Genomic DNA, 23,865 nt, shown 5'->3' on the forward strand with positions numbered 1-23,865 from the left:
ACCGGCAGTTGAAGGTTCGACGCGAGGACGGTCATGAGCTCCACGGCTTCCGGGGCGAAGATCCCCGGGATGGGGATGCTGCGCGAGACCGGCAACCTGTTCGCACTGGGTCTCGACATCATCCGGGGTATCTTCCAGCGGCCGTTCCAGCTGCGGGAGTTCATCCAGCAGTCGTGGTTCATCGCGAGCGTGACGATTCTGCCGACGGCGCTGGTCGCGATCCCGTTCGGCGCGGTCATCTCGCTGCAGTTCGGCTCGCTCGCGCGCCAGCTCGGCGCGCAGTCCTACACCGGTGCCGGCAGCGTGCTCGCCACCGTGCAGCAGGCGAGCCCGCTGGTGACGGCGTTGCTGGTGGCGGGCGCGGGCGGCTCGGCGATCTGCGCCGACATCGGCGCGCGCACGATCCGCGAAGAGATCGACGCGATGGAGGTGCTCGGCGTCTCCGCGGTCCAGCGGCTGATCGTGCCGAGGACGCTCGCGTCGATGCTGGTCGCGTTGCTGCTCAACGGCATGGTGAGCGTCATCGGCGTGCTCGGCGGGTACTTCTTCAACGTCATCCTGCAGGACGGCACGCCTGGCGCGTACCTGGCGAGCTTCTCCGCGCTGGCCCAGCTCCCCGACCTCTGGGTCGGCGAGATCAAGGCGCTGATCTTCGGGTTCATCGCCGCGGTCGTCGCGTCCTACCGCGGGCTGCACCCGGCAGGCGGGCCGAAGGGCGTCGGGGACGCGGTGAACCAGGCGGTGGTCATCACCTTCCTCATGCTCTTCGTCGTCAATTTCGTGATCACCCTGATCTACCTGCAGATCGTTCCCGGGAAGCTGGCCTGACCGATGTCCTCCTTCACCCAGGGCGCGAAGCGGATCGCGAACCGCCCCCTCGAAACGCTCGACGGCCTCGGCGACCAGATGTCGTTCTACGCGCGGGCGCTCGCCTGGACCCCGCGCACCATCCGCCGCTACATGAAGGAAGTGCTGCGGCTGCTGGCGGAGGTCAGCTTCGGCTCCGGCTCGCTCGCGGTCATCGGCGGCACCGTCGGCGTGATGGTCGGCCTGACGCTGTTCACCGGTGTGCTCGTCGGCCTGCAGGGCTATTCGGCGCTGAACTCGATCGGCACCTCGGCGTTCACCGGCTTCCTCACCGCCTTCTTCAACACGCGTGAGATCGCGCCGCTGGTCGCCGGGCTGGCGCTGTCCGCGACGGTCGGTGCCGGGTTCACCGCGCAGCTCGGCGCGATGCGGATCTCCGAGGAGATCGACGCGCTCGAGGTGATGGGCGTGCCGAGCCTGCCGTACCTGGTGACCACGCGGATCATCGCCGGGTTCGTCGCGGTGATCCCGCTGTACGTGATCGGGCTGCTCGCCTCGTATCTCGCTTCGCGGTTGGTCGTTATCTACATCTACAACCAGTCAGCCGGAACCTACGACCACTACTTCGACCTGTTCTTACCACCGCAAGACGTGTTCTATTCGTTCATCAAGGTGCTGATCTTCAGCGTCTTGATCATTCTCACCCACTGCTTCTACGGGTACCGGGCCTCCGGTGGCCCGGCCGGTGTCGGGATCGCGGTGGGCAGGGCAGTCCGGCTGACGATCGTGATGGTGTCCATCGTGAACTTCTTCATCGGCTTCGCGATCTGGGGCACCGATGTGTCGGTGAGGATCGCGGGATGAGCTCGAAGAGTGCGTTGGCGACGGTGCGCCGCCGGCTGCTCGGCCTGGCGCTGGTGGTCGTGATGGTCGGCCTGGTGGCGCTGAGCATCGCCATCTACAACAAGAGCTTCAGCTCGTACGTGACGGTGAAGCTGCAGGCGGACGACGTCGGGAACCAGCTGATCAAGCAGTCCGACGTGAAGGTTCGCGGGCTGATCGTCGGCTCGGTCGCCAAGATCGACGCGACCACCGAGGGCTCCGAGCTGACCCTGAACCTCGACCCGGAGCAGGCGAAGCTGATCCCGAAGAACGTCAGCGCGCGCTTCCTGCCGAAGACGTTGTTCGGCGAGCGGTTCGTGTCGCTGGAGATCCCGCCGGACGCCTCGGGCGCGACGGTGAAATCCGGTGACGTGATCCCGCAGGACCGCAGCAAGAACGCGGTCCAGCTCGACAAGGCGCTCGACGACCTGATGCCGGTGCTGCAGGCGGTGCAGCCGGAGAAGCTCTCCAGCACGCTGAGCGCGATTTCGACCGCGCTCAACGGCCGCGGCAAGCCGCTCGGGGACACCCTGGCCGAACTCGGCCAGTACGTCGGCGAGCTCAACCCGCACGTGCCGAGGCTGCAGCAGGATCTCAAGCAGCTCGCCACGTTCTCCGGGAACCTCAGCGACGCGGCGCCGGATCTGGTGTCCAGTCTGGACAACCTGACCACGACCACGAAGACGATCGCCGACCAGCGCCAGAACCTGCAGTCGCTCTACGGTTCGCTCACCACCGCCTCGACCGACCTGCAGTCGTTCCTGCAGGCCAACTCCAGCAACCTGATCGGGCTCGCCGACACCGCGCGCCCGACCGCGGAGCTGCTCGCGAAGTACTCGCCCGAATACCCGTGCGTGCTCGGGCAGATGGCGAAGCTCGCCAGCGATCTCAACGTGGTGTTCGGCAAGGGCACCAAGCAGCCCGGCCTGCACGCCACGCTGGAGATCACCGCGAACCGCGGCCCGTACAAGCCGGGCCAGGACGAGCCGAAGTTCGAGGAAAAGCGCGGCCCGCGCTGCTACGACATGAAACAGTTCCCGATGCCCTTCCCGCAGCACCCGCCGGACGGCCCGATCAAGGACGGCAGCGTGCCGCCGCCCGCGGGGCGCTCGGTGAACGACGGCCTGAACCCGGCGCTCACCGGGGCGCAGGTCGGCGGCTACAACGGCGGCGGCGCGCCGGCGGGGAACCCCGCGTACACCCAGGCCGAGCACGGGCTGCTGTCCCAGCTCATCGGGATGCAGACCGGCCAGGACCCCGCGGACGTGCCCGGCTGGAGCAGCCTGCTGGTCGGGCCGCTCTACCGAGGGGCGGAGGTGACGGTCAAGTAATGCGCGGACTGCTCGCACCCCTGCTCAAGCTGACCGCTTTCATCGTGGTGACCGTGCTGTTCACCACGGTGCTCGGGATCAGCATCGCCAACATCAACACCAGCGACACCAAGGACTACACGGCGCGCTTCACCGACGCGACGCTCGTGCTGCCCAACGACGACGTCCGCATCGCGGGCGTGCGCGTCGGGCAGGTCAAGGACGTCCGGATCGTCGACCGGCGCCAGGCCGAGATCGAGTTCGAAGTGGACTCGAACCGCAAGCTGCCCGAGGGCGTCACCGCGCAGATCAAGTTCCGCAACCTCGTCGGGCAGCGCTACCTCTCGCTCGGCGAGGGCACCGGCGACGCGAACAAGATCCTGCCGCCGGGCGGGAAGATCCCGCTCGACCACACGAAGCCCGCCCTCGACCTCACCGAGCTGTTCAACGGGTTCAAGCCGCTCTTCCGCGCGCTCCAGCCCGACGACGTCAACAAGCTCTCCTACGAGATCATCCAGGTGCTGCAGGGCGAGGGCGGCACGGTGGAAAGCCTGCTGTCGCACACCGCTTCGCTGACCACCACGATCGCGCAGAAGGACCAGGTGATCGGCCAGGTGATCGACAACCTGACCGGCGTGCTCGACACCGTCAACCAGCACACCCCGCAGCTGTCGGACCTGATCGTCAAGCTGCAGCAGCTGGTGTCCGGGCTCGCGCAGGACCGCAAGCCGATCGGGGACGCGATCGACGCGCTCGGCGGCCTCGCGAACACGACCGCCGGCTTCCTCACCGAGGTCAGGGAACCGCTGAAGAACGACATCGACGCGCTCGGCAAGCTCACGAAGAACCTCAACGACAGCGAGCCGATCGTGGAGCACTTCCTGCAGTTCCTGCCGGAGAAGGCGACGAAGCTGACCAAGACCGCCGACTACGGGTCGTGGTTCAACTTCTACGCCTGCGAGTTCAAGGGCGGCGTTTCGATCCCCGGCCTGCTGCCGCAGCCGTTGTCGCTGCCGTTGATCCCGGTGAACAGGGAGCGGTGCGGCGGATGAAGAGCTTCCAGAGCCGCAACCCGGTCCCCATCGCGCTGGTCGGCATCACGCTGATCGTGCTCGGCATCGTGGCCGCGCTGAACTCCGAAAACCTGCCGGTGATCGGGGCGGGCACCACCTACAGCGCGGAATTCTCCGAAGCCGCGGGCCTCAAGGACGACGACGAGGTCCGCGTCGCGGGCGTGAAGGTCGGCAAGGTCACCGGCATCGACCTCGACGGCGACAAGGTGAAGGTCTCGTTCAAGGTCAAGGACGCCTGGCTCGGGGACCGCACCAGCGCCGCGATCAAGATCAAGACCCTGCTGGGCCAGAAGTACCTCGCACTCGACCCGATCGGCGCGAAGGCGCTCAGCGCGGGCACCGCGATCCCGAAGGAGCGGACGATGGCGCCCTACGACGTCATCGAAGCCTTCCAGGACCTGTCGAAGACCGTCGACGACGTGAACACCGACCAGCTGGCGAAGAGCTTCGACACGCTGACGCAGACGTTCGCGAACACCCCCGGCGACCTGCGCGGCGCGCTCACCGGCCTGTCGAAGCTGTCGGACACGATCTCCAAGCGGGACAGCCAGCTTTCGACGCTGCTGGCGAACACCAAGCAGGTGAGCCAGACCCTCGCCGACCGCGACGCCGAGGTCACGAAACTGCTGGAGGACGGCAACAAGCTCCTGGCGGAGATCTCCAACCGCAAGCAGGCGATTTCCACCCTGCTCGACGGCACCAGGACGCTGTCCACCCAGCTGCAGGGCCTCGTCGACGACAACGACAAGCAGCTCGACCCGGTGCTCAAACAGCTCGACCAGCTCACCTCGATGCTGCAGCGCAACCAGGACTCGCTGGCGCAGGGCATCGCGAAGTTCGCGCCGTTCATCAGGGTGTTCACCAACACCATCGGCAACGGGCGCTGGTTCGACAACTACATCTGCGGGCTCGTGCTGCCCGCGGTCCCGCTGATCAACTCCGAGGGGTGTTACCAGAAATGAGTGACACCCGGTTCGGCCAGTCCCTCATCCGCGCGGTGACGATCGCCTGCGTGCTCGGGCTCGTCGTCGCGGGCGGCCTGTGGTGGGCGATGCGCGACGCGGGCAAGAACCACCTCACCGCCTACTTCACCGGCGCGGTCGGCCTCTACGAGGGCAACAGCGTGCGGATGCTCGGCGTCGAGATGGGCACCGTGACGAAGATCGAGCCGCTCGGGGACAAGGTCCGCGTGCAGCTCGAATACGACCGCTCGGTATCCGTGCCGAAGAACCCGCAGGCGGTCATCGTCGCGCCGTCACTGGTGAGTGACCGCTACGTGCAGCTCGCGCCCGCCTACAAGGGCGGCCCGAAGGCGGGCGACGGCGACACGGTTCCGGTGGACAGGACGGCGACGCCGCTGGAGACCGACGACCTCTACGCGAGCCTCGACCGCGTCACGCAGTCGCTCGGGCCCAACGGCGCCAACAAGAACGGCTCGCTGTCGAACCTGCTCGACACCGCGGCGAAGAACTTCCAGGGCAACGGGCAGAACCTGCACGACACGATCACGCGGCTCAGCCAGGCCGCGGGAACGTTGTCGGGCAACAAGGACGACCTGTTCAAGACGGTGCAGAACCTGGCGAACTTCTCGCAGACGCTCGCCGACAGCGACGGCCAGGTCCGCCAGTTCTCGCAGCAGCTGCAGGACGTCACCGGCTTCCTCGCCGGGGAGCGCGGCGACCTCGCCGAGACCGTCAAGCAGCTCTCCACCACGCTCGGCTCGGTACAGCAGTTCATCGACGCCAACCACGGCCGGTTGAAGTCCAATGTGGACAAACTGGCGAGCGTGACGAAGACGCTGGTGGACCAGCGAGGGGCGCTCGCCGAGATCCTCGACGTGGCGCCGGTCGGCCTCGGCAACGTGGTCAACGCCTACAACGCGTCCTCGGGCACGCTCGACGCCCGCCCGATCCTCAACGAGCTCACCCAGCCGCCCGTCGCCATGGTGTGCGGGCTGCTCAAGCAGGCCCCGGAGGCACTCAAGGTGCTCGGCGACGTCTGTTCGAAGGTGGCACCGGTGGTGGACGGGCTGGTGAAGCTGCCGTCCGTCGCGCAGATCATCAACGGCCTCAACACCGGCCAGCTACCGCCGCTGCCGCTGCCGCTCGTCGGCGATCTCTACGGCTCGCCGTCCGCGCTGGGAGGTGCCAAGTGAAGCGCCTCAAGCTCGCGGCCGTCGGAGTTGCGGGTGCGCTGACGCTGTCCGGCTGCGGGTTCACCGGGATCTACGACATCCCGCTGCCGGGCGGCGCCGATCTCGGCGACCACCCGTACACGGTCAAGGTGCAGTTCAAGGACGTGCTCGACCTGGTGCCGCAGGCCGGGGTGAAGGTCAACGAGGTGCCGATCGGGCGCGTCGAGTCGATCGGGCTCACCCCCGACGGCTGGAACGCCGAGGTCACCGTGCGCCTCAACGGCGGGGTGACCCTGCCGGCGAACGCGATCGCGAACGTCAAGCAGTCGAGCCTGCTCGGGGAGAAGTACGTGCAGATCGCCTCGCCCGGCCCGGACCAGGCCCAGGGCAAGCTCGCCGACGGCGCGGTGATCCCGTTGCCGCGCACCAATCGTAGCGTCGAGGTCGAGGAGGTGCTCGGCGCGCTGTCCATGCTGCTCAACGGCGGCGGCGTCGACCAGCTCAACACCATCACCAAGGAGCTCAACAACGTCACCGCGGGGCACGAGCCGGACATCAAGAACCTGCTCTCCAGCGCGGACAAGCTGGTGACCAGCCTGGACGCCGAGTCGGGCGACATCACGCGCGCGCTCGACGGGCTCAACCGGCTCAGCTCGACCCTGAACGGGCAGAAGAACCAGATCGCGAACGCGCTCGACAACCTCGGCCCCGGGCTCGGCGTGCTCGAACAGCAGCGGGGCCAGCTCGTGCGGATGCTGCAGGCGCTGCAGTCGCTCTCCGGCGTCGCGACCGACACCCTCAACCGCAGCAAGGCCGATCTCGTCGCGGACTTCAAGGCGCTCCTGCCGACGCTGCAGAAGCTCGGCGAGGCGGGCACGAACCTGCCGAAGGCCCTCGAAGTGCTGCTGACCTACCCGTTCAACGACGCCGCGCTCGACGGGGCCAAGGGCGACTACTTCAACCTCTACGCCAACGTCGACCTCAACCTGGGCGAGATCGTGAAGAACCTCGGCCGGAGCAGGCAGAACCCCCTTTCCGGGCTGCCCGGTATCCCGCCGGGGCTCACCGGTGGCGTGCCCGGCACACCGGCGAACCAGCCGCCGCCGCTGCCGTTGCCCGGTGAGCCGCAGTCCCAGCAGCCCTCGAACCCGGCCGGTGGCCAGGGCGGTGGTGTCGGAGGCGGCCCGAACGGCCCGCGGACCTCCGGTGCCGCGGGTATCTTCAACCTCCTGAACGGGGGTGCCGGCTGATGCTGGTCCGCAGGACGAAACTCCAGCTGGTCGCGTTCGCGATCATCTCCGTCGTCGCGATCGTGTACGCGCTGGTCCGGTTCGCCGGGCTCGGCGAGGTGTTCGGCGACAAGGGCTACTCGGTGAAGGTCGAGCTCGCCGAGTCCGGTGGCATCTTCACCGGCGCCGAGGTCACCTACCGCGGCTACAACATCGGCAAGGTCGGCCCGCTCAAGCTCACCGCGAAGGGCCTCGAAGCCGAGCTCGCCATCGACCCCAACGCCCCCGAGGTGCCCGCCGACCTGCAGGCCGTCGTGGCCAACCGGTCCGCGGTCGGCGAGCAGTACGTCGATCTCCGGCCGAAGGCCGAGGGCGGCCCGTCGCTGAAGGCCGGTTCGGTGATCCCGGTCGACCGCACCAAGACGCCGGTCAGCACCGACAAGCTGGTCGCCGGTCTCGACGGCCTCGCGACCTCGGTGCCGACCGACTCGCTGCGCACCGTCGTCGACGAGGCGTACCGGGGCTTCCAGGGCACCGGGCCGGACCTGCAGAAGCTGATGGACACCGCGCGCGACTTCACCCGCACCGCGAAGGAGTACCTGCCGCAGACCGTGCAGCTGCTCGACGCGGGCGGCCAGGTGCTCAAGACCGGCAACGACGAGGCGGGCGCGCTCAAGTCGTTCAGCTCGGACCTGAACAAGATCAGCCAGACGCTCAAGGACGTCGACGGGCCCGTCCGCACCGTGATCGGCGAGGTGCCGAAGCTGTCGCAGCAGGTCACCGACGTCCTCCGGGACACCGGCCCCGGGCTCGGCGCGGTGGTGGCGAACCTGCTCACCACGTCGAACCTGCTGGTGACCAGGCAGGACGGGCTCGAACAGGTGCTCGCGACCTACCCGCTGCTGTCGGTCGGCGGCAACACCGTCGCGCCGGGCGACGGCACCGCGCACCTCGGCCTCGCGCTGAACCTGTTCGACCCGCCGCCGTGCACCAAGGGGTACCTGACCTACGACCAGTACCGCGGCGGCGACGGCGCGAAGAACCTGACCGACCGCCCGCCGAAGGAAGACGCCTACTGCGCCGAGCCGAAGGGCAGCCCGATCAGCGTGCGCGGGGCCCAGAACGCGCCGTACAACGGGGTGCCGACCATCCCGTCCCCGCAGGACGTGCAGGCGAACAAGAACCGCCCCGCCGAGGAGCTCGCCTACGAGCGGGCGACCAGGGGCGTGCCCGGTGTCGCGGGTGGGCCGGCGCTGACCGTGAACGGCATCTCGGGGCTGCTCGGCCTCCCCGGCTGACAGCCACCTGACACCAGTTACCTACCGTGGAGTGTTATGAGTTCGGACAACGCGAGCGAAGGCGCTGAAGACACCGCGGGTGCCGCGGTGCCCGACCCCGGAGCCGAGGTGCCCGCGTCGTCCGAAGCCGGGTTTCCGGACGCCCCGGAATCTTCGGGGTCTTCGGGGGACGACTCGCTGCCGCGCTGGCTCGTGCTCGGCGGTGCCGCGTTCGCGACGGCCGCGTTCCTGGCGGCGGCGCTGTTCGGAATCCTGTGGCTGGTCGCCTCGAACGACCACGACGCGGACCGCGCGAGCGAGCGCGACGACGTGGTGCGGGTCGGCGGCAACGCGGTGAAGGCCTTCACCGAACTGGACTTCACCAATCCCGGCCAGTACTTCTCCCGCGCGGTCGCGGCCTCGACGAAGGAGATCGGCGACCAGATCAAGGCCAGCCAGGAAGCCAACACCAAGACCATGAGCGAGGCCAAGACCACCACCACGACCCGGATCCTCGATCTGGCGGTCGAAGAGCTCAACAGCGACGAAGGCAAGGCCACCTTCATCGCGGCACTGCAGGTCGAGGTCAAACAGGGTGACAAGTCCGTGCAGAAGCCGATGCGGGTCGAGGTGCAGATGACCCGGCAGGCCGACAACGGCGAACAGGTCTGGAAGCTGTCGGGGATCGACTCGGTCCCCGTCGTCAGCGCGGGCTGACCGGCAGCACAGAGTCCTCACCCGAGAACGGAGTAAGCGTTGCCCCCCTCCCGTCGCAAGCCACCGCAGCCGTCAGCCCGGCGCCCCCGGGTCGCCGGATTGCACAAGCCGGCCGGGAAACCGAGTCCCCGTCCACGACCGGAGCCCGCGGACGGCGCGGCCGAACCCGTCGACGAAGCGACCACAGTGGACGCTTTGACCGGCGAACCGTCGGGCGGCGCCACCCCTGCCGAAGCGGCGGACACCGAAGAGTCCTTTGTGGACACCAATGCCGTCGGGCACGTCGAGTCCGCTGAGCCTGTCGAGTCCGCTGAGTCCACCGAGTCCACTGGGTCCACTGAGTCCATTGAGGACACTGTGGTGCGGCCGGGTGCCGATGCGGACGCGCCGGAGAAGGTGACGCCGGAGCCGGTGCCCGCGAAACCGAGCCCCCGCCGCAAGGCGAGGGACAGCGGGGCGCCGAAGCCGGAAAGCGAGATCGAGGCGACGGAGGCCGAGCAGCCCGTCGCCGAGGACGGCGGTGAACCGCCCGAGGTCTCGCCGGAGCAGAGGGCCCGGCGGAAGAAGTTCATCCTCGCGGGCGCGCTGATCCTGGCCGGGCTGCTCCTCGCCGGGCTCGCGGTGTTCTTCAAGGTCAAGCAGAACGAGGTGGACTCGTCCACCAGCAACGCCGCGCTACTGGACATGGCGAAGACCGCCCAGGTGCAGCAGGACGTCAGCGGCGCCGTCGAATCGCTGTTCTCCTACGACTTCAACGATCTCGCCAAGACCAAGAAGGCCGCGAACGACGTGCTGGTCACCGATACCGCGCGTGACAAGTACAACAAGGAGTTCGCCGAGGTCGAGCGGCTCGCGCCGCAGCAGAAGATGGTGGTCACGGTCAAGGTGACCCGCACCGCGACGATCCTGATCGACGGCGACCGCGCCAAGGTGCTGGTGTTCGTCGACCAGACCTCGATCCGCACCGGCGGCGATCCCAAGGCAGCCAACAACAAGGTCGCGGGCGGTTCGCAGCTCTCGGTCACCGCGCAGCTCAAGGACGGCAAGTGGAAGATCGCCGACCTCGACGCCTACAACGGCGGCACGGCGACGCCGCAGGGCGAGCAGCCGGTCCCGTTGCCGGGTGGCCAACAGCAGCCGCCGCCGAGCAAGTAGTACGCCGAGTGGCCGCACCCGCGCGGCCAACTCGGTGATCTTGCCGCCAACTCCGCCGAAACGGCGGTGACCGCCCCACTTTTCCGGGAAGCTCGAAGACACCGGTGCCGGCACCGGTGTCACTTACTGGGAGGAGTGGGGTCTTGCCCCTGCACAGACGCGTGCGCCGCGCGGCGATCATCGCCGCGGTGGGCGCGCTCACTGCATTGTCGTTGCCGAACCTGGCGACGGCGGCACCGGCGACGAAGGTCTCCGGTGGCGAAACGCAGCCGACGTTCTCCTACGCCGACGCGATTCGCGAAACGACCTATGTGGAGTCCCCGGTCGACGGTGACCACGACGGCAGGCCCGACCGGGTCGCCGCCGACGTCATCCGGCCGAAGGAAAGCGACGCCGGGCTCAAGGTTCCGGTGATCATGGTGGCCAGCCCGTACTTCGCGCGCTACCCGGTGCCGATCCCCGACAAGGACAAGCGCGCCAAGGCGAAGCTGACGCCGGCGGGCGACGACGACTACAAGGACGTCGACGACGACGGCAGCCCCGCGAAGTTCCCCGACTGGTACGACAACTACTTCGTGCCGCGCGGTTACGCCGTGGTGCTCGTCGACGTGCCGGGCACCCGCGCCTCGGAAGGCTGCCTCACTTCGGGCGGCTCCACCGAGACCCTCGGCGTCAAGTCCGTAGTGGACTGGCTCGGCGGCAAGGGCAAGGCCTTCGACCACGCCGGCGCCGCGGTGTCCGCGGACTGGACCGACGGCAAGGTCGGCATGGTCGGGCGGTCGTGGCGCGGCACCGAGCCCAACGCGGTGGCCACCATGGACGTGCCGAACTTGAAGACGATCGTGCCGATCTCGGCGATCAGCAGCTGGTACGACTACATGCGCCTGGACGGGCAGGTCCGGTTCGCCGACTACCCGCGCGACCTGGCGAGCAGGGTCGGTTCCGCCAGGAAGACCGATCCCGGCGAGTGCAAGCCGGTCTGGGACTCCCTGGCCGCGGACAGCGCCGAGGACACCGGGAACTACAACGCCTTCTGGGACGAGCGGAACTACGTCAAGGACGTCTCCAAGGTGAAGGCCAGCGTGTTCATGGTGCACGGCCTCAACGACTGGAACGTGCTGGCGCGCAACGGCCAGCAGTTCTGGGACGGCCTGAAGGCGAACAACGTGCCGCGCAAGCTGTGGCTGCACCAGGAAGCGCACACCGACCCGTTCAACGTGCGCAACACCGAATGGGTCAAGCAGCTGCACCACTGGTTCGACTACTGGCTCAAGGGCGTCGACAACGGCGTCATGAGCGAGCCGCAGGTCGACGTCGAACGCGCGCCGGACCAGTGGGCGACCTACTCGTCGTGGCCGCAGGGCGGTTCGCAGCGGCTGTACCTGAACTCCGACGGCAGCTCGCCCACCCGGCTCACCCCGGTCGCCCCGCGGCCGCCCGGCCTCGGGACCGAGGTGCGCATCACCGACTCGATCAACCAGACCGAGTCCCAGCTCATCGCGAACCCGCGGAAGGTGAACCCGAACCGGGTCGTCGCGCTCGGGGAGCCGCTCAAGGCCGACACGCGGATCAGCGGCGTCCCGACGATCTCGCTGACCGCCGACTTCAGCTCCGGTGGCGGCCCGCTGACCGCGCTGCTCGTCGACTACGGGACCGGCACCCGCGTCAAGCACAGCGCCGACAACGGTGAGATCGGGGTCGTGCCGACCGGCAAGACCGTGTGCGTCGGCGAGGGCAACGCCGTCGACACCGGCTGCCTCGCGGAGTTCAAGCACGACGTGGCCACCACGGACGCCGAGGTCGTCGCCGAGGGGTGGACGAACTCGCAGCACCGCGAGTCGCTGACCCGCACCTCGGAGGTCAAGCCGGGCCAGGCGTACGGCCTGACCTGGAAGCTCCAGCCGGAGGACTACGTGTTCAAGGCAGGGCACCGGATCGGCCTGGTCATCGCGGCCACCGACTGCACCGCGATGCCGGACGGCTGCGCCGCGGCGGCGGACGGCAAGGACCCGTGGCCCCGGGTGGCCACGGACATCCACGTCAACCAGACGTCGATCACCCTCCCCATCGCCCCCTGACCCACCCCCCGGCGGCGACGTTTAGCCCGCTAAACGTCGCCGCCGGGGCCTCGGCCGGTCTCCTCCCGCGCCTTGCCCGGGACGAGACGTTTAGCCCGCTAAACGCAGCTCAGGCGGGCCGGTGTCGTTCGTGTCCGCTCTCCCTCGGAGCGGGGAGATTCGCGGGAACCGGATGAGCGGCGCGGCCCGTCGTAGTACGGTGATAGCGCTCTGTGTCAACCGCGGTCACCGGTTGTCGAGTTCACGAGGGGGTAGCTGACCATGCCGGACGGAACGACCACTTCATCGCCCACGCCGCAGGGCTACCAGCCGCCGGCGACCATGTGCTACGTGCCGGGCCGGGAGCCGCCACCTCCGCCACCGCTGTCCGGCGGCTTCAAGATGGACATCGACGCGATGCGCGCCGTCAAACCCCAGTGGGAAGCCCTCCGCGACAAGCTGCAGACGCTGGTGGAGCAGAGCTCGGGGTTGGGCCAGGCGATACCACCGGCGCAAGACGAGGCCAGCACTGGTCAGCTCAACGCAGTGCAAAAGCACAGTGGTCTCTACTCGGAGTCCATCGGGAAACAGTTGGAGTACGCCCGTCAGTACGCCAAAGCGTTGGACGACGCGATCAAGAAAACCGAGGAACAGGATGCCGCCGCGGCGAGAGCGGTGCGAAAGCATGGGAAGGCGTTGACGTGAGGCTTCGCGGTCTTGCGCTGGTCGTAGCCGTGTTGGCGTCAGCATCGGCGTGCAGCGATCCAGCGCCGCAGAACAATCCGTCTGAAACCGCCTCCGCGACTTCGACGCCGTTGGCCGACGTGCCCGCGATTTCGCAGCCGTTGAACACGACAAGTTTTCAGCAGGCGCCGTGTTCTATCTTGCCGATGGTGCAAGCTGCCAACCTCGTCTCCGCCGTCAGGACGAAAGCGGCCTCCGGCGGCACCGGGGAAGCCAGATGTACGTACAACGACCAGGAATCCAACGGTGTTTCCGTCGGTGTGGTGAAAAGAGCGAATTGGCTTCAGAGCACCTATGCCGCCGGGCAGAGCGGCAAATTGGCCTATTTCACCCCGTTGCCTGATGTCGCGGGCTACCCGGGGGCAGTCTCCAACAACGTCGACCAGCGTGCCAACGGGGTGTGTTCAGTAGGAGTCGCGCTGTCCGACCACGAATTTTTGTCGGTGATCTCGACGTTCGGGGGGAGCTCCCCGTTCCGTTCGGATCCTTGTCCGGTGTTGCAAAAGGTCGCCGAAGCTTCGGTCAAGAACATGCGCGGGGGTGCATGACGATGGGGTACGACGCTCCGAAAATCGTGGAACTGGTCAACGGCGGCGACGGCTCACCGAGCATGTTCGCCACCGGTGTCGACGCGGGCAAGATGGCCACGTTGCACAGCGAGATCGCGGGGGACATGAAGGCGCTCCAGGTCGCCATGTCCTCGCACTGGGAAGGCCCGGCCGCCGAGCAGGCGCGTGCCGGGGTGGGGCCGCTCATCCAGGCGTCCCAGGTCAGCGGTGAGCACCTGACCGAGGCCCAGAAGCTCTACGACGGGCAGGGCCGCTCCTTCAACGACCTCAGCGCGAAGGTGAAGGAGAACGACCCTGGCCCGAAGCCGGAGGCGACCTTCGCCAGCGACTGGGTGCCGATCTTCACCGACCAGGACGAGAAGATCGACGCCTGGAACGAGAAGGCCAAGAAGATCACCGAGGGCTACAACCTCTACAACGGGCAGAGCCAGGACAACTCGGGGCGCTGGCCGCGGGACTACGGCCAGCTCGGGCTGCCTCCGGGCGGCTCCGACGTCTCGGTGAAGGAGGTCCCGACGGGTCCCGGAGGCCCGGGGCATGTCGGCGGCGGCTCGCCGATCCGCTCCGGCGGCCAGGGTGGTGATTCCGGCGGGTCCGGTTCCCGCCGGCCCGTGCCACCTCCCGGAGGCGGTCACGTCGTCGCGCCGCCACCAGGTCACGGTGGGACCGGCGGGGACGGCGGCGGAGGCCAGCAGCACCCGCCGCGGACGCCGGTGCAGCCGCCTCCCGCGGTGGACCCGCCCGGAGGCACCGACCCAACGCGCTACCCGCAGTCGCCGCCCGGGATGCGGCCGCCGGGCTTCGCGCCGACGCCGACGCCGAGTCCGGTGCCGGTCGGGTCCGGTGGCGATTCGAGCGCGCCGTTCACCGGCATGATCGGCGGGTTCGGGCCGGTCGGCGGGTTCGGCCCCGGCGGCGGTCCCGAAGGCGGGGCCGGCGGCAGGGCGGGCGGTCTCGGTGGTCAAGGACAAGGCCCAGGACAGGCGGGCAGGCTGACCGGGGGTGCCCCGGCCGCCGAGGGCGGCGCGGTCAAGGGCGGCGGCCCCGCCGGCGGGGCGACGGGTCGCGCCGGTTCCGCCGGCATGGGCGGCATGGCCCCTGGTGCCAGGGGCAAGGGCGAGGAGGACCGGGAGCACCAGCGCCCCGACTACCTGGTCGAGGCGGACCCCGACGAGTACTTCGGCACCGACGAGCGGACGTCGCCGCCCGTGCTCGGGCTCTGAGCCCGTGCGCGTACTGAGCCGCCAGGTCGTGCTCAGCCAGGACAGCCTCGACCTGGCCGCGTCCTGGCTGAACGTCGGCCTGCCCACCACGCTGGAGCCGGAACCGCTCTGGCGCAGCGACGACGAGGTCCGCACCAGGGAGGACCGCACGCGCGCCGAGCTGGCCGACAACGGCCTGCTCGACGGCGGGGACCTGGACGACGACTTCGCGGAGACCCTCCTCGTGCTCTGCAGGGCGGGCCAGGAGTACTTCTCCTACGTCCAGTCCCGCGACGAGGAATACCGCCTCCACGTCGCAGTCAGCGGGCAAAACGCGGTCTTCGCGTGCAACGTGCCCGACACCGGGCGGATCCTCCTGCGCGCGGCGCGCCCGGAGGCGCCGGTGGAGGACCTCGTCGTCGAGCTGCCCGACTGGGGCCCCGGCCACGGCGCGTCCCTGTCGGTGCCCGAGGCGGACCTGCGCGCCGCGATGGGGGGTGCGCACGCGGGGGACGAGGCGCGCCGCATGCTCGCGCTGTTCGACCTGCCGCGCACCGGGGGAGGGCAGCTCTCCGCCGCCGTCCGCGACGGCCTCGGCTCGCACCGCAAGAGCCGCCGCGACGTCTGCACCTATGTGGACACCGAACGCGGGCGCTGGCTCTTCTCGTTCAGCGGCGAGGGTGAAGATCGCTACGTGAACGCCGCGCCCGCCCGCTACGAGACGGTCGTTGCGAAGGGGTACGAGCTCCGCGATCGCCTGCTCGAACCCCGCTGAGCACGCCTTTCCGGGTGCGGGCGGCTGCGCCATCCGGCGGAAAAAGACCACAGTGACGCAGGTGCCCGGCCGGAGCTGGGAGTGGCATCTTGACTACCGGCGGGTTGAGGGTCAGGCTTACCAGCAACGGTCACGCCCTTGCGGGAGGGACGAGCCGGGGAGGCATACCTGAAGACGTCACGGACGAGCTGTGGGCCCCATCGCGAGCGCCCCCTCGACAGAGTGCGTCTTTCGGGCTAGACTGCTTCTTTGCGCTGCCCTCTTTCAGGCTGCCCGGAACCGGTAGCTAGGATAGTGGGCACCACGGCACCCTTGACAGTCGCTTTAGTAGTTGCTAACGCGGCTGCCACCGCTCATTGTCCCCGGAAGGACGCATCTTGGCAGTCTCTCCCGCGAACCAGGCCACTGCTGCGACCACCTCTCCTGTCACCACATCGGCGTCATCGGGCATCCCTGGAGCACCCCTGCGGGTCTCCTTCGCGAAGATCCGCGAGCCTCTGAGCACGCCGAACCTGCTGGACGTGCAGATCAGGTCGTTCGAATGGTTTACCGGCGACGAGGCGTGGTTCGAACGCCGCGTCGAGGAAGGCGAAGAGAACCCGGTCGGCGGTCTCGAGGAGATCCTCAACGAGATCTCCCCGATCGAAGACTTCTCCGGTTCCATGTCGCTGTCCTTCTCCGACCCGCGCTTCGACGAGGTCAAGGCCTCCGTCGAGGAGTGCAAGGACAAGGACATGACGTACGCGGCCCCGCTGTTCGTGACCGCCGAGTTCGTCAACAACAACACCGGCGAGATCAAGAGCCAGACGGTCTTCATGGGTGACTTCCCGGTGATGACCGACAAGGGCACCTTCATCATCAACGGCACCGAGCGTGTCGTCGTCTCGCAGCTGGTCCGTTCGCCCGGCGTCTACTTCGACGCCAACGTCGACAAGGCGACCGATAAGGACGTCTTCAGCACCAGGATCATCCCGAGCCGGGGTGCCTGGCTGGAGTTCGACGTCGACAAGCGCGACACCGTCGGCGTCCGCATCGACCGCAAGCGCCGCCAGCCGGTCACCGTGCTGCTGAAGGCGCTCGGCTGGACCACCGAGGCCATCCGCGAGCGGTTCCACTTCAGCGAGACGCTGCTGGCGACGCTGGAGAAGGACCACACCGCGGGCACCGACGAGGCGCTCCTCGACATCTACCGCAAGCTGCGCCCCGGCGAGCCGCCGACGAAGGAGAGCGCGCAGACGCTGCTGGAGAACCTGTTCTTCAAGGCGAAGCGCTACGACCTCGCCAAGGTCGGCCGGTACAAGGTCAACAAGAAGCTCGGCCTGTCGACGCCGTACGACACCGGCACGCTGACCGAAGAGGACATCGTCTCGACCATCGAGTACCTGGTCCGGCTGCACGCCGGCGAGGACAAGATGACCAGCGCGACGAACAGCGAGCTGGAGCTGCCGGTCGAGACCGACGACATCGACCACTTCGGCAACCGCCGCCTGCGCACCGTCGGCGAGCTGATCCAGAACCAGATCCGGGTCGGCCTCTCCCGCATGGAGCGCGTGGTGCGCGAGCGGATGACCACGCAGGACGTCGAGGCGATCACGCCGCAGACCCTGATCAACATCCGCCCGGTGACGGCCGCGATCCGCGAGTTCTTCGGCACCTCGCAGCTGTCGCAGTTCATGGACCAGAACAACCCGCTGTCCGGGCTGACCCACAAGCGCCGCCTCTCGGCGCTCGGCCCCGGCGGTCTGTCCCGTGAGCGCGCCGGCATGGAGGTCCGCGACGTCCACCCGTCGCACTACGGCCGCATGTGCCCGATCGAGACGCCGGAAGGCCCGAACATCGGCCTGATCGGCTCGCTCTGCTCGTACGCGCGGGTCAACCCGTTCGGCTTCATCGAGACGCCGTACCGCAAGGTCGTCGAGGGCCGGGTCACCGACCAGGTCGACTACCTGACCGCGGACGAGGAGGACCGGTTCGTCAAGGCGCAGGCCAACGCGCCGATCACCGACGACGGCCACTTCGTGGAAGACCGCGTCATGGTCCGCCGCAAGGGCGGCGAGGTCGAGCTGATCGACCCGATGGACGTGGACTACATGGACGTCTCGCCGCGCCAGATGGTGTCGGTCGCGACGGCGATGATCCCGTTCCTCGAGCACGACGACGCGAACCGCGCGCTGATGGGCGCGAACATGCAGCGCCAGGCCGTGCCGCTGCTCCGCAACTCGGCGCCGCTGGTCGGCACCGGGGTGGAGCTGCGCGCCGCGGTCGACGCCGGTGACGTGCTCACCGCGATCGAGGCCGGTGTCGTCGAGGAGCTCTCGGCGGACCTGATCACGGTCATGCACGACGACGGGACCCGGAAGAGCTACAGCCTCTACAAGTTCCGCCGCTCGAACCACGGCACCTGCTTCAACCACCGCCCGATCGTCAACGAGGGCGACCGGGTCGAGAAGGGCCAGGTCATCGCCGACGGCCCGTCCACCGAGAACGGTGAGATGGCGCTCGGCAAGAACCTGCTCGTGGCGGTCATGCCGTGGGAGGGCCACAACTACGAGGACGCGATCATCCTCTCCGAGCGCCTGGTGCAGGACGACGTGCTCACGTCGATCCACATCGAGGAGCACGAGATCGACGCCCGCGACACCAAGCTGGGCGCCGAGGAGATCACCCGGGACATCCCGAACGTCTCCGAGGAGGTGCTCGCCGACCTCGACGAGCGCGGCATCATCCGCATCGGCGCCGAGGTCCGTGACGGCGACATCCTGGTCGGGAAGGTCACGCCGAAGGGCGAGACCGAGCTGACCCCGGAGGAGCGCCTGCTCCGCGCGATCTTCGGCGAGAAGGCCCGCGAGGTCCGCGACACCTCGCTGAAGGTGCCGCACGGCGAGACCGGCAAGGTCATCGGCATCCGGGTGTTCTCCCGCGAGGACGACGACGAGCTGCCCCCCGGCGTGAACGAGCTGGTCCGCGTCTACGTGGCCCAGAAGCGGAAGATCCAGCCCGGCGACAAGCTCGCCGGACGGCACGGCAACAAGGGCGTCATCGGCAAGATCCTGCCCGCCGAGGACATGCCGTTCATGGAGGACGGCACCCCGGTCGACATCATCCTGAACACGCACGGTGTGCCGCGACGGATGAACATCGGCCAGGTGCTCGAGCTGCACCTCGGCTGGCTCGCCTCGCAGGGGTGGAAGATCGAGGGCAGCCCGGACTGGGCGAAGAACCTGTCCCAGGACCTCCTCGACGTCAACCCCGGCACGAACACCGCGACCCCGGTGTTCGACGGCGCCAAGGAGGAGGAGCTCACCGGCCTGCTCGCGTCCACGAAGCCGAACCGCGACGGCGACCGCATGGTCCAGCCGGACGGCAAGGCGACGCTGCTGGACGGGCGCTCCGGCGAGCCGTTCCCGTACCCGGTGTCGGTCGGCTACATGTACATCCTGAAGCTGCACCACCTGGTCGACGACAAGATCCACGCCCGGTCGACCGGTCCGTACTCGATGATCACCCAGCAGCCGCTCGGCGGTAAGGCGCAGTTCGGTGGCCAGCGCTTCGGTGAGATGGAGTGCTGGGCGATGCAGGCCTACGGCGCGGCGTACACGCTGCAGGAGCTGCTGACCATCAAGTCCGACGACGTGGTGGGCCGCGTGAAGGTCTACGAGGCCATCGTCAAGGGCGAGAACATCCCGGACCCGGGGATCCCGGAGTCGTTCAAGGTGCTGTTGAAGGAGCTGCAGTCGCTCTGCCTCAACGTGGAGGTCCTGTCCTCCGACGGTGCGGCGATCGAGATGCGCGACTCCGACGACGAGGACCTCGAGCGCGCCGCGGCGAACCTCGGCATCAACCTGTCCCGCAACGAGTCGCCCTCGGTGGACGACGTCGTTCAATGACCGCGCGCCCGGGTCGGGAGATGCCTCCCGCGTAGCCCGACCCGGGTAGCCGCCCCTCTAGCCACATCTATCCCAAGGGGATGCAAGCTTTGCTGGACGTCAATTTCTTCGACGAACTTCGCATCGGTCTGGCCACCGCCGACGACATCCGCCAGTGGTCCTTCGGTGAGGTGAAGAAGCCGGAGACCATCAACTACCGCACGCTCAAGCCGGAGAAGGACGGGCTCTTCTGCGAGAAGATCTTCGGTCCGACCCGGGACTGGGAGTGCTACTGCGGCAAGTACAAGCGGGTCCGCTTCAAGGGCATCATCTGCGAGCGCTGCGGCGTCGAGGTGACCCGTGCGAAGGTCCGCCGTGAGCGCATGGGCCACATCGAGCTGGCCGCCCCGGTCACCCACATCTGGTACTTCAAGGGTGTCCCGTCGCGGCTGGGCTACCTGCTCGACCTGGCGCCGAAGGATCTCGAGAAGATCATCTACTTCGCCGCCTACGTCATCACCGGCGTCAACACCGAGCTGCGGCACAACGACCAGCCGACGCTCGAGAACGAGATCGGCGTCGAGCGCAAGAACATCGAGACCAAGCGCGACTCGGACATCGAGACGCGTGCGCAGAAGCTCGAGGCCGACCTGGCCGAGCTCGAGGCGGAGGGCGCCAAGTCCGACGTCCGGCGCAAGGTCAAGGAGGGCGGCGAGCGCGAGATGCGCCAGCTCCGCGACCGGGCCCAGCGCGAGCTGGACCGGCTCGAGGAGGTCTGGACCACCTTCACCAAGCTCGACACCCGCCAGCTGATCGCCGACGAGCTGCTCTACCGCGAGCTCGTCGACCGGTACGGCGAGTACTTCACCGGCGGCATGGGCGCGGAGTCCATCCAGAAGCTGGCGACCGAGTTCGACGTCGCGGCCGAAGCCGACAACCTGCGCGACACCATCCGCAACGGCAAGGGGCAGAAGAAGCTCCGCGCGCTGAAGCGGCTCAAGGTCGTCGCGGCCTTCCAGGCCACCGGCAACGACCCGCGCGGCATGGTGCTCGACGCCGTCCCGGTGATCCCGCCGGACCTGCGCCCGATGGTCCAGCTCGACGGTGGCCGGTTCGCCACCTCGGACCTGAACGACCTGTACCGCCGCGTGATCAACCGGAACAACCGGTTGAAGCGGCTGATCGACCTCGGCGCGCCCGAGATCATCGTGAACAACGAGAAGCGGATGCTGCAGGAGGCCGTCGACGCGCTGTTCGACAACGGCCGCCGCGGCCGCCCGGTGACCGGTCCCGGTAACCGCCCGCTGAAGTCGCTGTCCGATCTGCTCAAGGGCAAGCAGGGTCGGTTCCGCCAGAACCTGCTCGGCAAGCGCGTCGACTACTCGGGCCGTTCGGTCATCATCGTCGGGCCGCAGCTGAAGCTGCACCAGTGCGGCCTGCCGAAGGACATGGCGCTCGAGCTGTTCAAGCCGTTCGTGATGAAGCGGCTGGTCGACCTGAACCACGCGCAGAACATCAAGTCCGCCAAGCGGATGGTGGAGCGCTCGCGCCCGCAGGTGTGGGACGTGCTCGAAGAGGTCATCACCGGCCACCCGGTGATGCTGAACCGCGCGCCGACCCTGCACCGCCTCGGCATCCAGGCCTTCGAGCCGCAGCTGGTCGAAGGCAAGGCCATCCAGCTGCACCCGCTGGTCTGCGAGGCGTTCAACGCGGACTTCGACGGTGACCAGATGGCCGTGCACCTCCCGCTGTCCGCGGAGGCGCAGGCCGAGGCCCGCATCCTGATGCTGTCGGCGAACAACATCCTTTCGCCGGCGTCGGGCCGTCCGCTCGCCATGCCGCGACTGGACATGGTGACCGGCCTGTTCCACCTGACCAGGCTGAGCGAAGAGGCCGTCGGTGCCGGGCAGGCGTTCTCCTCGCCTGCCGAAGCGCTGATGGCGTTCGACCGCAAGTCGCTCGGGCTGCACGCGCCGATCAAGATCCGGATCAAGGACCGTCAGCCCGCGAAGGCCGACGTCGCCAAGCTGGCCGAGAACGGCTGGGAGCCGGGCGGGGTGTGGCTCGCCGAGACCACGCTGGGCCGGGTGCTCTTCAACGAGCTCCTGCCCGCCGACTACCCGTACGTCAACGAGCCGATGCCGAAGAAGCGGCAGGCCGCGATCGTCAACGACCTCGCGGAGCGGTACTCGATGACGCAGGTCGCGCAGACGCTCGACCGGCTCAAGGACGCCGGGTTCTACTGGGCCACCCGTTCGGGTGTCACGGTGGCGATTTCGGATGTCGTGGTGCCGCCGGAGAAGCAGGGCATCCTCGACGAGTACGAAGGCAAGGCCGACCAGGTCGAGAAGCGCTACCAGCGTGGCCAGCTCTCGCACACCGAGCGCAACAACGAGCTCGTCAAGGTGTGGGGTCAGGCGACGGAGGACGTCGCGAAGGTCATGGAGGCGCACTTCCCCGACGACAACCCGATCTCGATGATCGTGAAGTCGGGCGCGGCGGGCAACATGACGCAGGTCCGGTCGCTGGCCGGGATGCGTGGCCTTGTGTCCAACCCGAAGGGTGAGTACATCCCGCGCCCGATCAAGGCCAACTTCCGTGAGGGCCTGTCGGTGGCGGAGTACTTCATCGCGACGCACGGTGCCCGCAAGGGCCTGGCGGACACGGCCCTGCGGACCGCCGACTCGGGTTACCTGACCCGTCGTCTGGTGGACGTCTCGCAGGACGTCATCGTCCGCGAGGTCGACTGCGGCACCAGCCGCGGCATCAACATGAAGATCGGCGAGGCCGGCCCGGACGGCAAGGTCCTGCGCGACCAGCACGTCGAGACGAGCACCTACGCCAGGTGCCTGGCGGAGGACGTCTCCGACAGCAGCGGCAACGTGGTGCTCAACCGCGGCGACGACCTCGGCGACCCGGCGATCGAGAAGCTGGTCTCCAGCGACATCGTCAAGGTCAAGGTGCGCAGCGTGCTCACCTGCGAGTCGGCCGTCGGTATCTGCGCCACCTGCTACGGGCGGTCGATGGCGACCGGTCAGCTCGTGGACGTCGGCGAGGCCGTCGGCATCGTCGCGGCGCAGTCGATCGGTGAGCCGGGTACCCAGCTGACGATGCGTACCTTCCACCAGGGTGGTGTCGCCGGTGACGACATCACCACGGGTCTGCCCCGTGTCACCGAGCTCTTCGAGGCTCGCGTGCCGAAGGGCAAGGCGCCGATCGCCGACGTCGATGGCCGCGTGCGCATCGAGGAGAGCGAGCGGTTCTGGAAGATCACGCTGATCCCGGACGACGGCGGCGAAGAGATCGTCTTCGACAAGCTGTCCAAGCGTCAGCGGCTCGCGAACACCCCGAACGGCCCGCTCGGCGACGGCGACCACGTCGCGGTCGGCCAGCAGCTGCTCGAGGGCACGCCGGACCCGCACGAGGTCCTGCGCGTGATGGGGCCGCGCGAGGCGCAGATGCACCTGGTGGACGAGGTCCAGAAGGTGTACCGGGCGCAGGGTGTGTCGATCCACGACAAGCACATCGAGGTCATCGTCCGGCAGATGCTGCGCCGGGTGACGATCATCGACTCCGGTGCCACGGACTTCCTGCCGGGCGAGCTGCCTGAGCGGACCAAGTTCGAGGCGAAGAACCGGGCGTCGGTCGCCGAGGGCGGCGAGCCGGCCTCCGGCCGTCCCGTGCTGATGGGGATCACGAAGGCCTCGCTGACCACGGACTCCTGGCTGTCCGCGGCGTCGTTCCAGGAGACCACGCGTGTCCTGACCGACGCGGCGATCAACGGCCGCAGCGACAAGCTGATCGGCCTCAAGGAGAACGTGATCATCGGTAAGCTGATCCCGGCCGGTACCGGTATCAACCGCTACCGGAACATCCAGGTGCAGCCGACCGAGGAGGCGCGGGTCGCGGCCTACGCGATCCCGTCCTACGACGACGGCTACTACACGCCGGACGTCTTCGGCTCCACCCCCGGTGCCGCGGTCCCGCTGGACGACTACGACTTCGGTCGGGACTTCCGCTGACCCGCACCTGACAGCCGGAAAGGGCCCTCGAGCACTCAACTCGGGG

The 23,865-nt window shown here is 68.3% G+C and carries 17 protein-coding genes; all 17 read left to right on the forward strand.

Going from position 1 to position 23,865, the window contains the following annotated elements:
• The first annotated feature begins 33 nt into the window (after positions 1 to 33).
• Positions 34 to 828, forward strand: coding sequence for an MlaE family ABC transporter permease (locus ABD256_RS06320; RefSeq protein WP_344414451.1), 795 nt, complete (start codon positions 34 to 36; stop codon positions 826 to 828).
• A 3-nt stretch (positions 829 to 831) separates the two neighbouring features.
• A complete protein-coding gene (locus tag ABD256_RS06325; protein WP_344414453.1) occupies positions 832 to 1,671 on the forward strand; it encodes an MlaE family ABC transporter permease in 840 nt (279 codons plus the stop codon).
• Complete coding sequence (locus ABD256_RS06330) at positions 1,668 to 3,020, forward strand: MCE family protein (protein WP_344414455.1); 1,353 nt, start codon at positions 1,668 to 1,670, stop codon at positions 3,018 to 3,020. Before ABD256_RS06325 ends, ABD256_RS06330 begins: the two co-directional genes overlap by 4 nt.
• Positions 3,020 to 4,051, forward strand: a complete 1,032-nt coding sequence (locus ABD256_RS06335; RefSeq protein ID WP_344414457.1) for an MCE family protein — start codon at positions 3,020 to 3,022, stop codon at positions 4,049 to 4,051. The genes ABD256_RS06330 and ABD256_RS06335 overlap by 1 nt, the downstream gene beginning before the upstream one ends.
• The gene (locus tag ABD256_RS06340; protein ID WP_344414459.1) at positions 4,048 to 5,034 is read left to right on the forward strand and encodes an MCE family protein; all 987 of its coding nucleotides are present in this window, start codon (positions 4,048 to 4,050) and stop codon (positions 5,032 to 5,034) included. The genes ABD256_RS06335 and ABD256_RS06340 overlap by 4 nt, the downstream gene beginning before the upstream one ends.
• Positions 5,031 to 6,227, forward strand: coding sequence for an MCE family protein (locus ABD256_RS06345; RefSeq protein ID WP_344414461.1), 1,197 nt, complete (start codon positions 5,031 to 5,033; stop codon positions 6,225 to 6,227). Before ABD256_RS06340 ends, ABD256_RS06345 begins: the two co-directional genes overlap by 4 nt.
• Positions 6,224 to 7,456 carry an MCE family protein gene (locus ABD256_RS06350; protein WP_344414463.1) on the forward strand — a complete coding sequence of 411 codons (1,233 nt, stop codon included), beginning with the start codon at positions 6,224 to 6,226 and terminating at the stop codon, positions 7,454 to 7,456. Before ABD256_RS06345 ends, ABD256_RS06350 begins: the two co-directional genes overlap by 4 nt.
• Entirely contained in the window at positions 7,456 to 8,733 is a 1,278-nt protein-coding gene (locus ABD256_RS06355; RefSeq protein ID WP_344414465.1) for an MCE family protein, read from the forward strand. Before ABD256_RS06350 ends, ABD256_RS06355 begins: the two co-directional genes overlap by 1 nt.
• Before the next feature lie 36 nt (positions 8,734 to 8,769).
• Entirely contained in the window at positions 8,770 to 9,429 is a 660-nt protein-coding gene (locus ABD256_RS06360) for a hypothetical protein (protein WP_344414468.1), read from the forward strand.
• A gap of 195 nt (positions 9,430 to 9,624) precedes the next feature.
• On the forward strand, positions 9,625 to 10,584 hold the full coding sequence (locus ABD256_RS06365) for a prolipoprotein diacylglyceryl transferase (RefSeq protein WP_344414470.1): 960 nt from the start codon (positions 9,625 to 9,627) through the stop codon (positions 10,582 to 10,584).
• 143 nt (positions 10,585 to 10,727) lie between these two features.
• Positions 10,728 to 12,662 carry a Xaa-Pro dipeptidyl-peptidase gene (locus ABD256_RS06370; protein ID WP_344414472.1) on the forward strand — a complete coding sequence of 645 codons (1,935 nt, stop codon included), beginning with the start codon at positions 10,728 to 10,730 and terminating at the stop codon, positions 12,660 to 12,662.
• A gap of 261 nt (positions 12,663 to 12,923) precedes the next feature.
• Positions 12,924 to 13,346 (forward strand): hypothetical protein, encoded by a 423-nt coding sequence (locus ABD256_RS06375; RefSeq protein WP_344414474.1) that lies wholly within the window; start codon positions 12,924 to 12,926, stop codon positions 13,344 to 13,346.
• On the forward strand, positions 13,343 to 13,933 hold the full coding sequence (locus tag ABD256_RS06380) for a DUF3558 domain-containing protein (protein WP_344414476.1): 591 nt from the start codon (positions 13,343 to 13,345) through the stop codon (positions 13,931 to 13,933). The genes ABD256_RS06375 and ABD256_RS06380 overlap by 4 nt, the downstream gene beginning before the upstream one ends.
• Before the next feature lie 2 nt (positions 13,934 to 13,935).
• A complete protein-coding gene (locus ABD256_RS06385; protein WP_344414478.1) occupies positions 13,936 to 15,177 on the forward strand; it encodes a hypothetical protein in 1,242 nt (413 codons plus the stop codon).
• 4 nt (positions 15,178 to 15,181) lie between these two features.
• Positions 15,182 to 15,931, forward strand: coding sequence for an ESX secretion-associated protein EspG (locus tag ABD256_RS06390; protein ID WP_344414481.1), 750 nt, complete (start codon positions 15,182 to 15,184; stop codon positions 15,929 to 15,931).
• A gap of 377 nt (positions 15,932 to 16,308) precedes the next feature.
• Entirely contained in the window at positions 16,309 to 19,818 is a 3,510-nt protein-coding gene (gene rpoB / locus ABD256_RS06395) for a DNA-directed RNA polymerase subunit beta (RefSeq protein ID WP_344414483.1), read from the forward strand.
• 89 nt (positions 19,819 to 19,907) lie between these two features.
• Positions 19,908 to 23,819 (forward strand): DNA-directed RNA polymerase subunit beta', encoded by a 3,912-nt coding sequence (locus ABD256_RS06400; RefSeq protein ID WP_344414870.1) that lies wholly within the window; start codon positions 19,908 to 19,910, stop codon positions 23,817 to 23,819.
• The last annotated feature ends 46 nt before the right edge of the window (positions 23,820 to 23,865 follow it).

This window comes from Amycolatopsis minnesotensis (assembly GCF_039529815.1).
Lineage (GTDB): Bacteria > Actinomycetota > Actinomycetes > Mycobacteriales > Pseudonocardiaceae > Amycolatopsis > Amycolatopsis minnesotensis.

Coding starts and splice junctions, on each gene's coding strand:
- ABD256_RS06325 (WP_344414453.1), top strand. CDS start 832: ATGTCCTCCTTCACCCAGGGCGCGAAGCGGATCGCGAACCGCCCCCTC.
- ABD256_RS06345 (WP_344414461.1), top strand. CDS start 5,031: ATGAGTGACACCCGGTTCGGCCAGTCCCTCATCCGCGCGGTGACGATC.
- ABD256_RS06385 (WP_344414478.1), top strand. CDS start 13,936: ATGGGGTACGACGCTCCGAAAATCGTGGAACTGGTCAACGGCGGCGAC.
- ABD256_RS06335 (WP_344414457.1), top strand. CDS start 3,020: ATGCGCGGACTGCTCGCACCCCTGCTCAAGCTGACCGCTTTCATCGTG.
- ABD256_RS06340 (WP_344414459.1), top strand. CDS start 4,048: ATGAAGAGCTTCCAGAGCCGCAACCCGGTCCCCATCGCGCTGGTCGGC.
- ABD256_RS06355 (WP_344414465.1), top strand. CDS start 7,456: ATGCTGGTCCGCAGGACGAAACTCCAGCTGGTCGCGTTCGCGATCATC.
- ABD256_RS06320 (WP_344414451.1), top strand. CDS start 34: ATGAGCTCCACGGCTTCCGGGGCGAAGATCCCCGGGATGGGGATGCTG.
- ABD256_RS06360 (WP_344414468.1), top strand. CDS start 8,770: ATGAGTTCGGACAACGCGAGCGAAGGCGCTGAAGACACCGCGGGTGCC.
- ABD256_RS06330 (WP_344414455.1), top strand. CDS start 1,668: ATGAGCTCGAAGAGTGCGTTGGCGACGGTGCGCCGCCGGCTGCTCGGC.
- ABD256_RS06375 (WP_344414474.1), top strand. CDS start 12,924: ATGCCGGACGGAACGACCACTTCATCGCCCACGCCGCAGGGCTACCAG.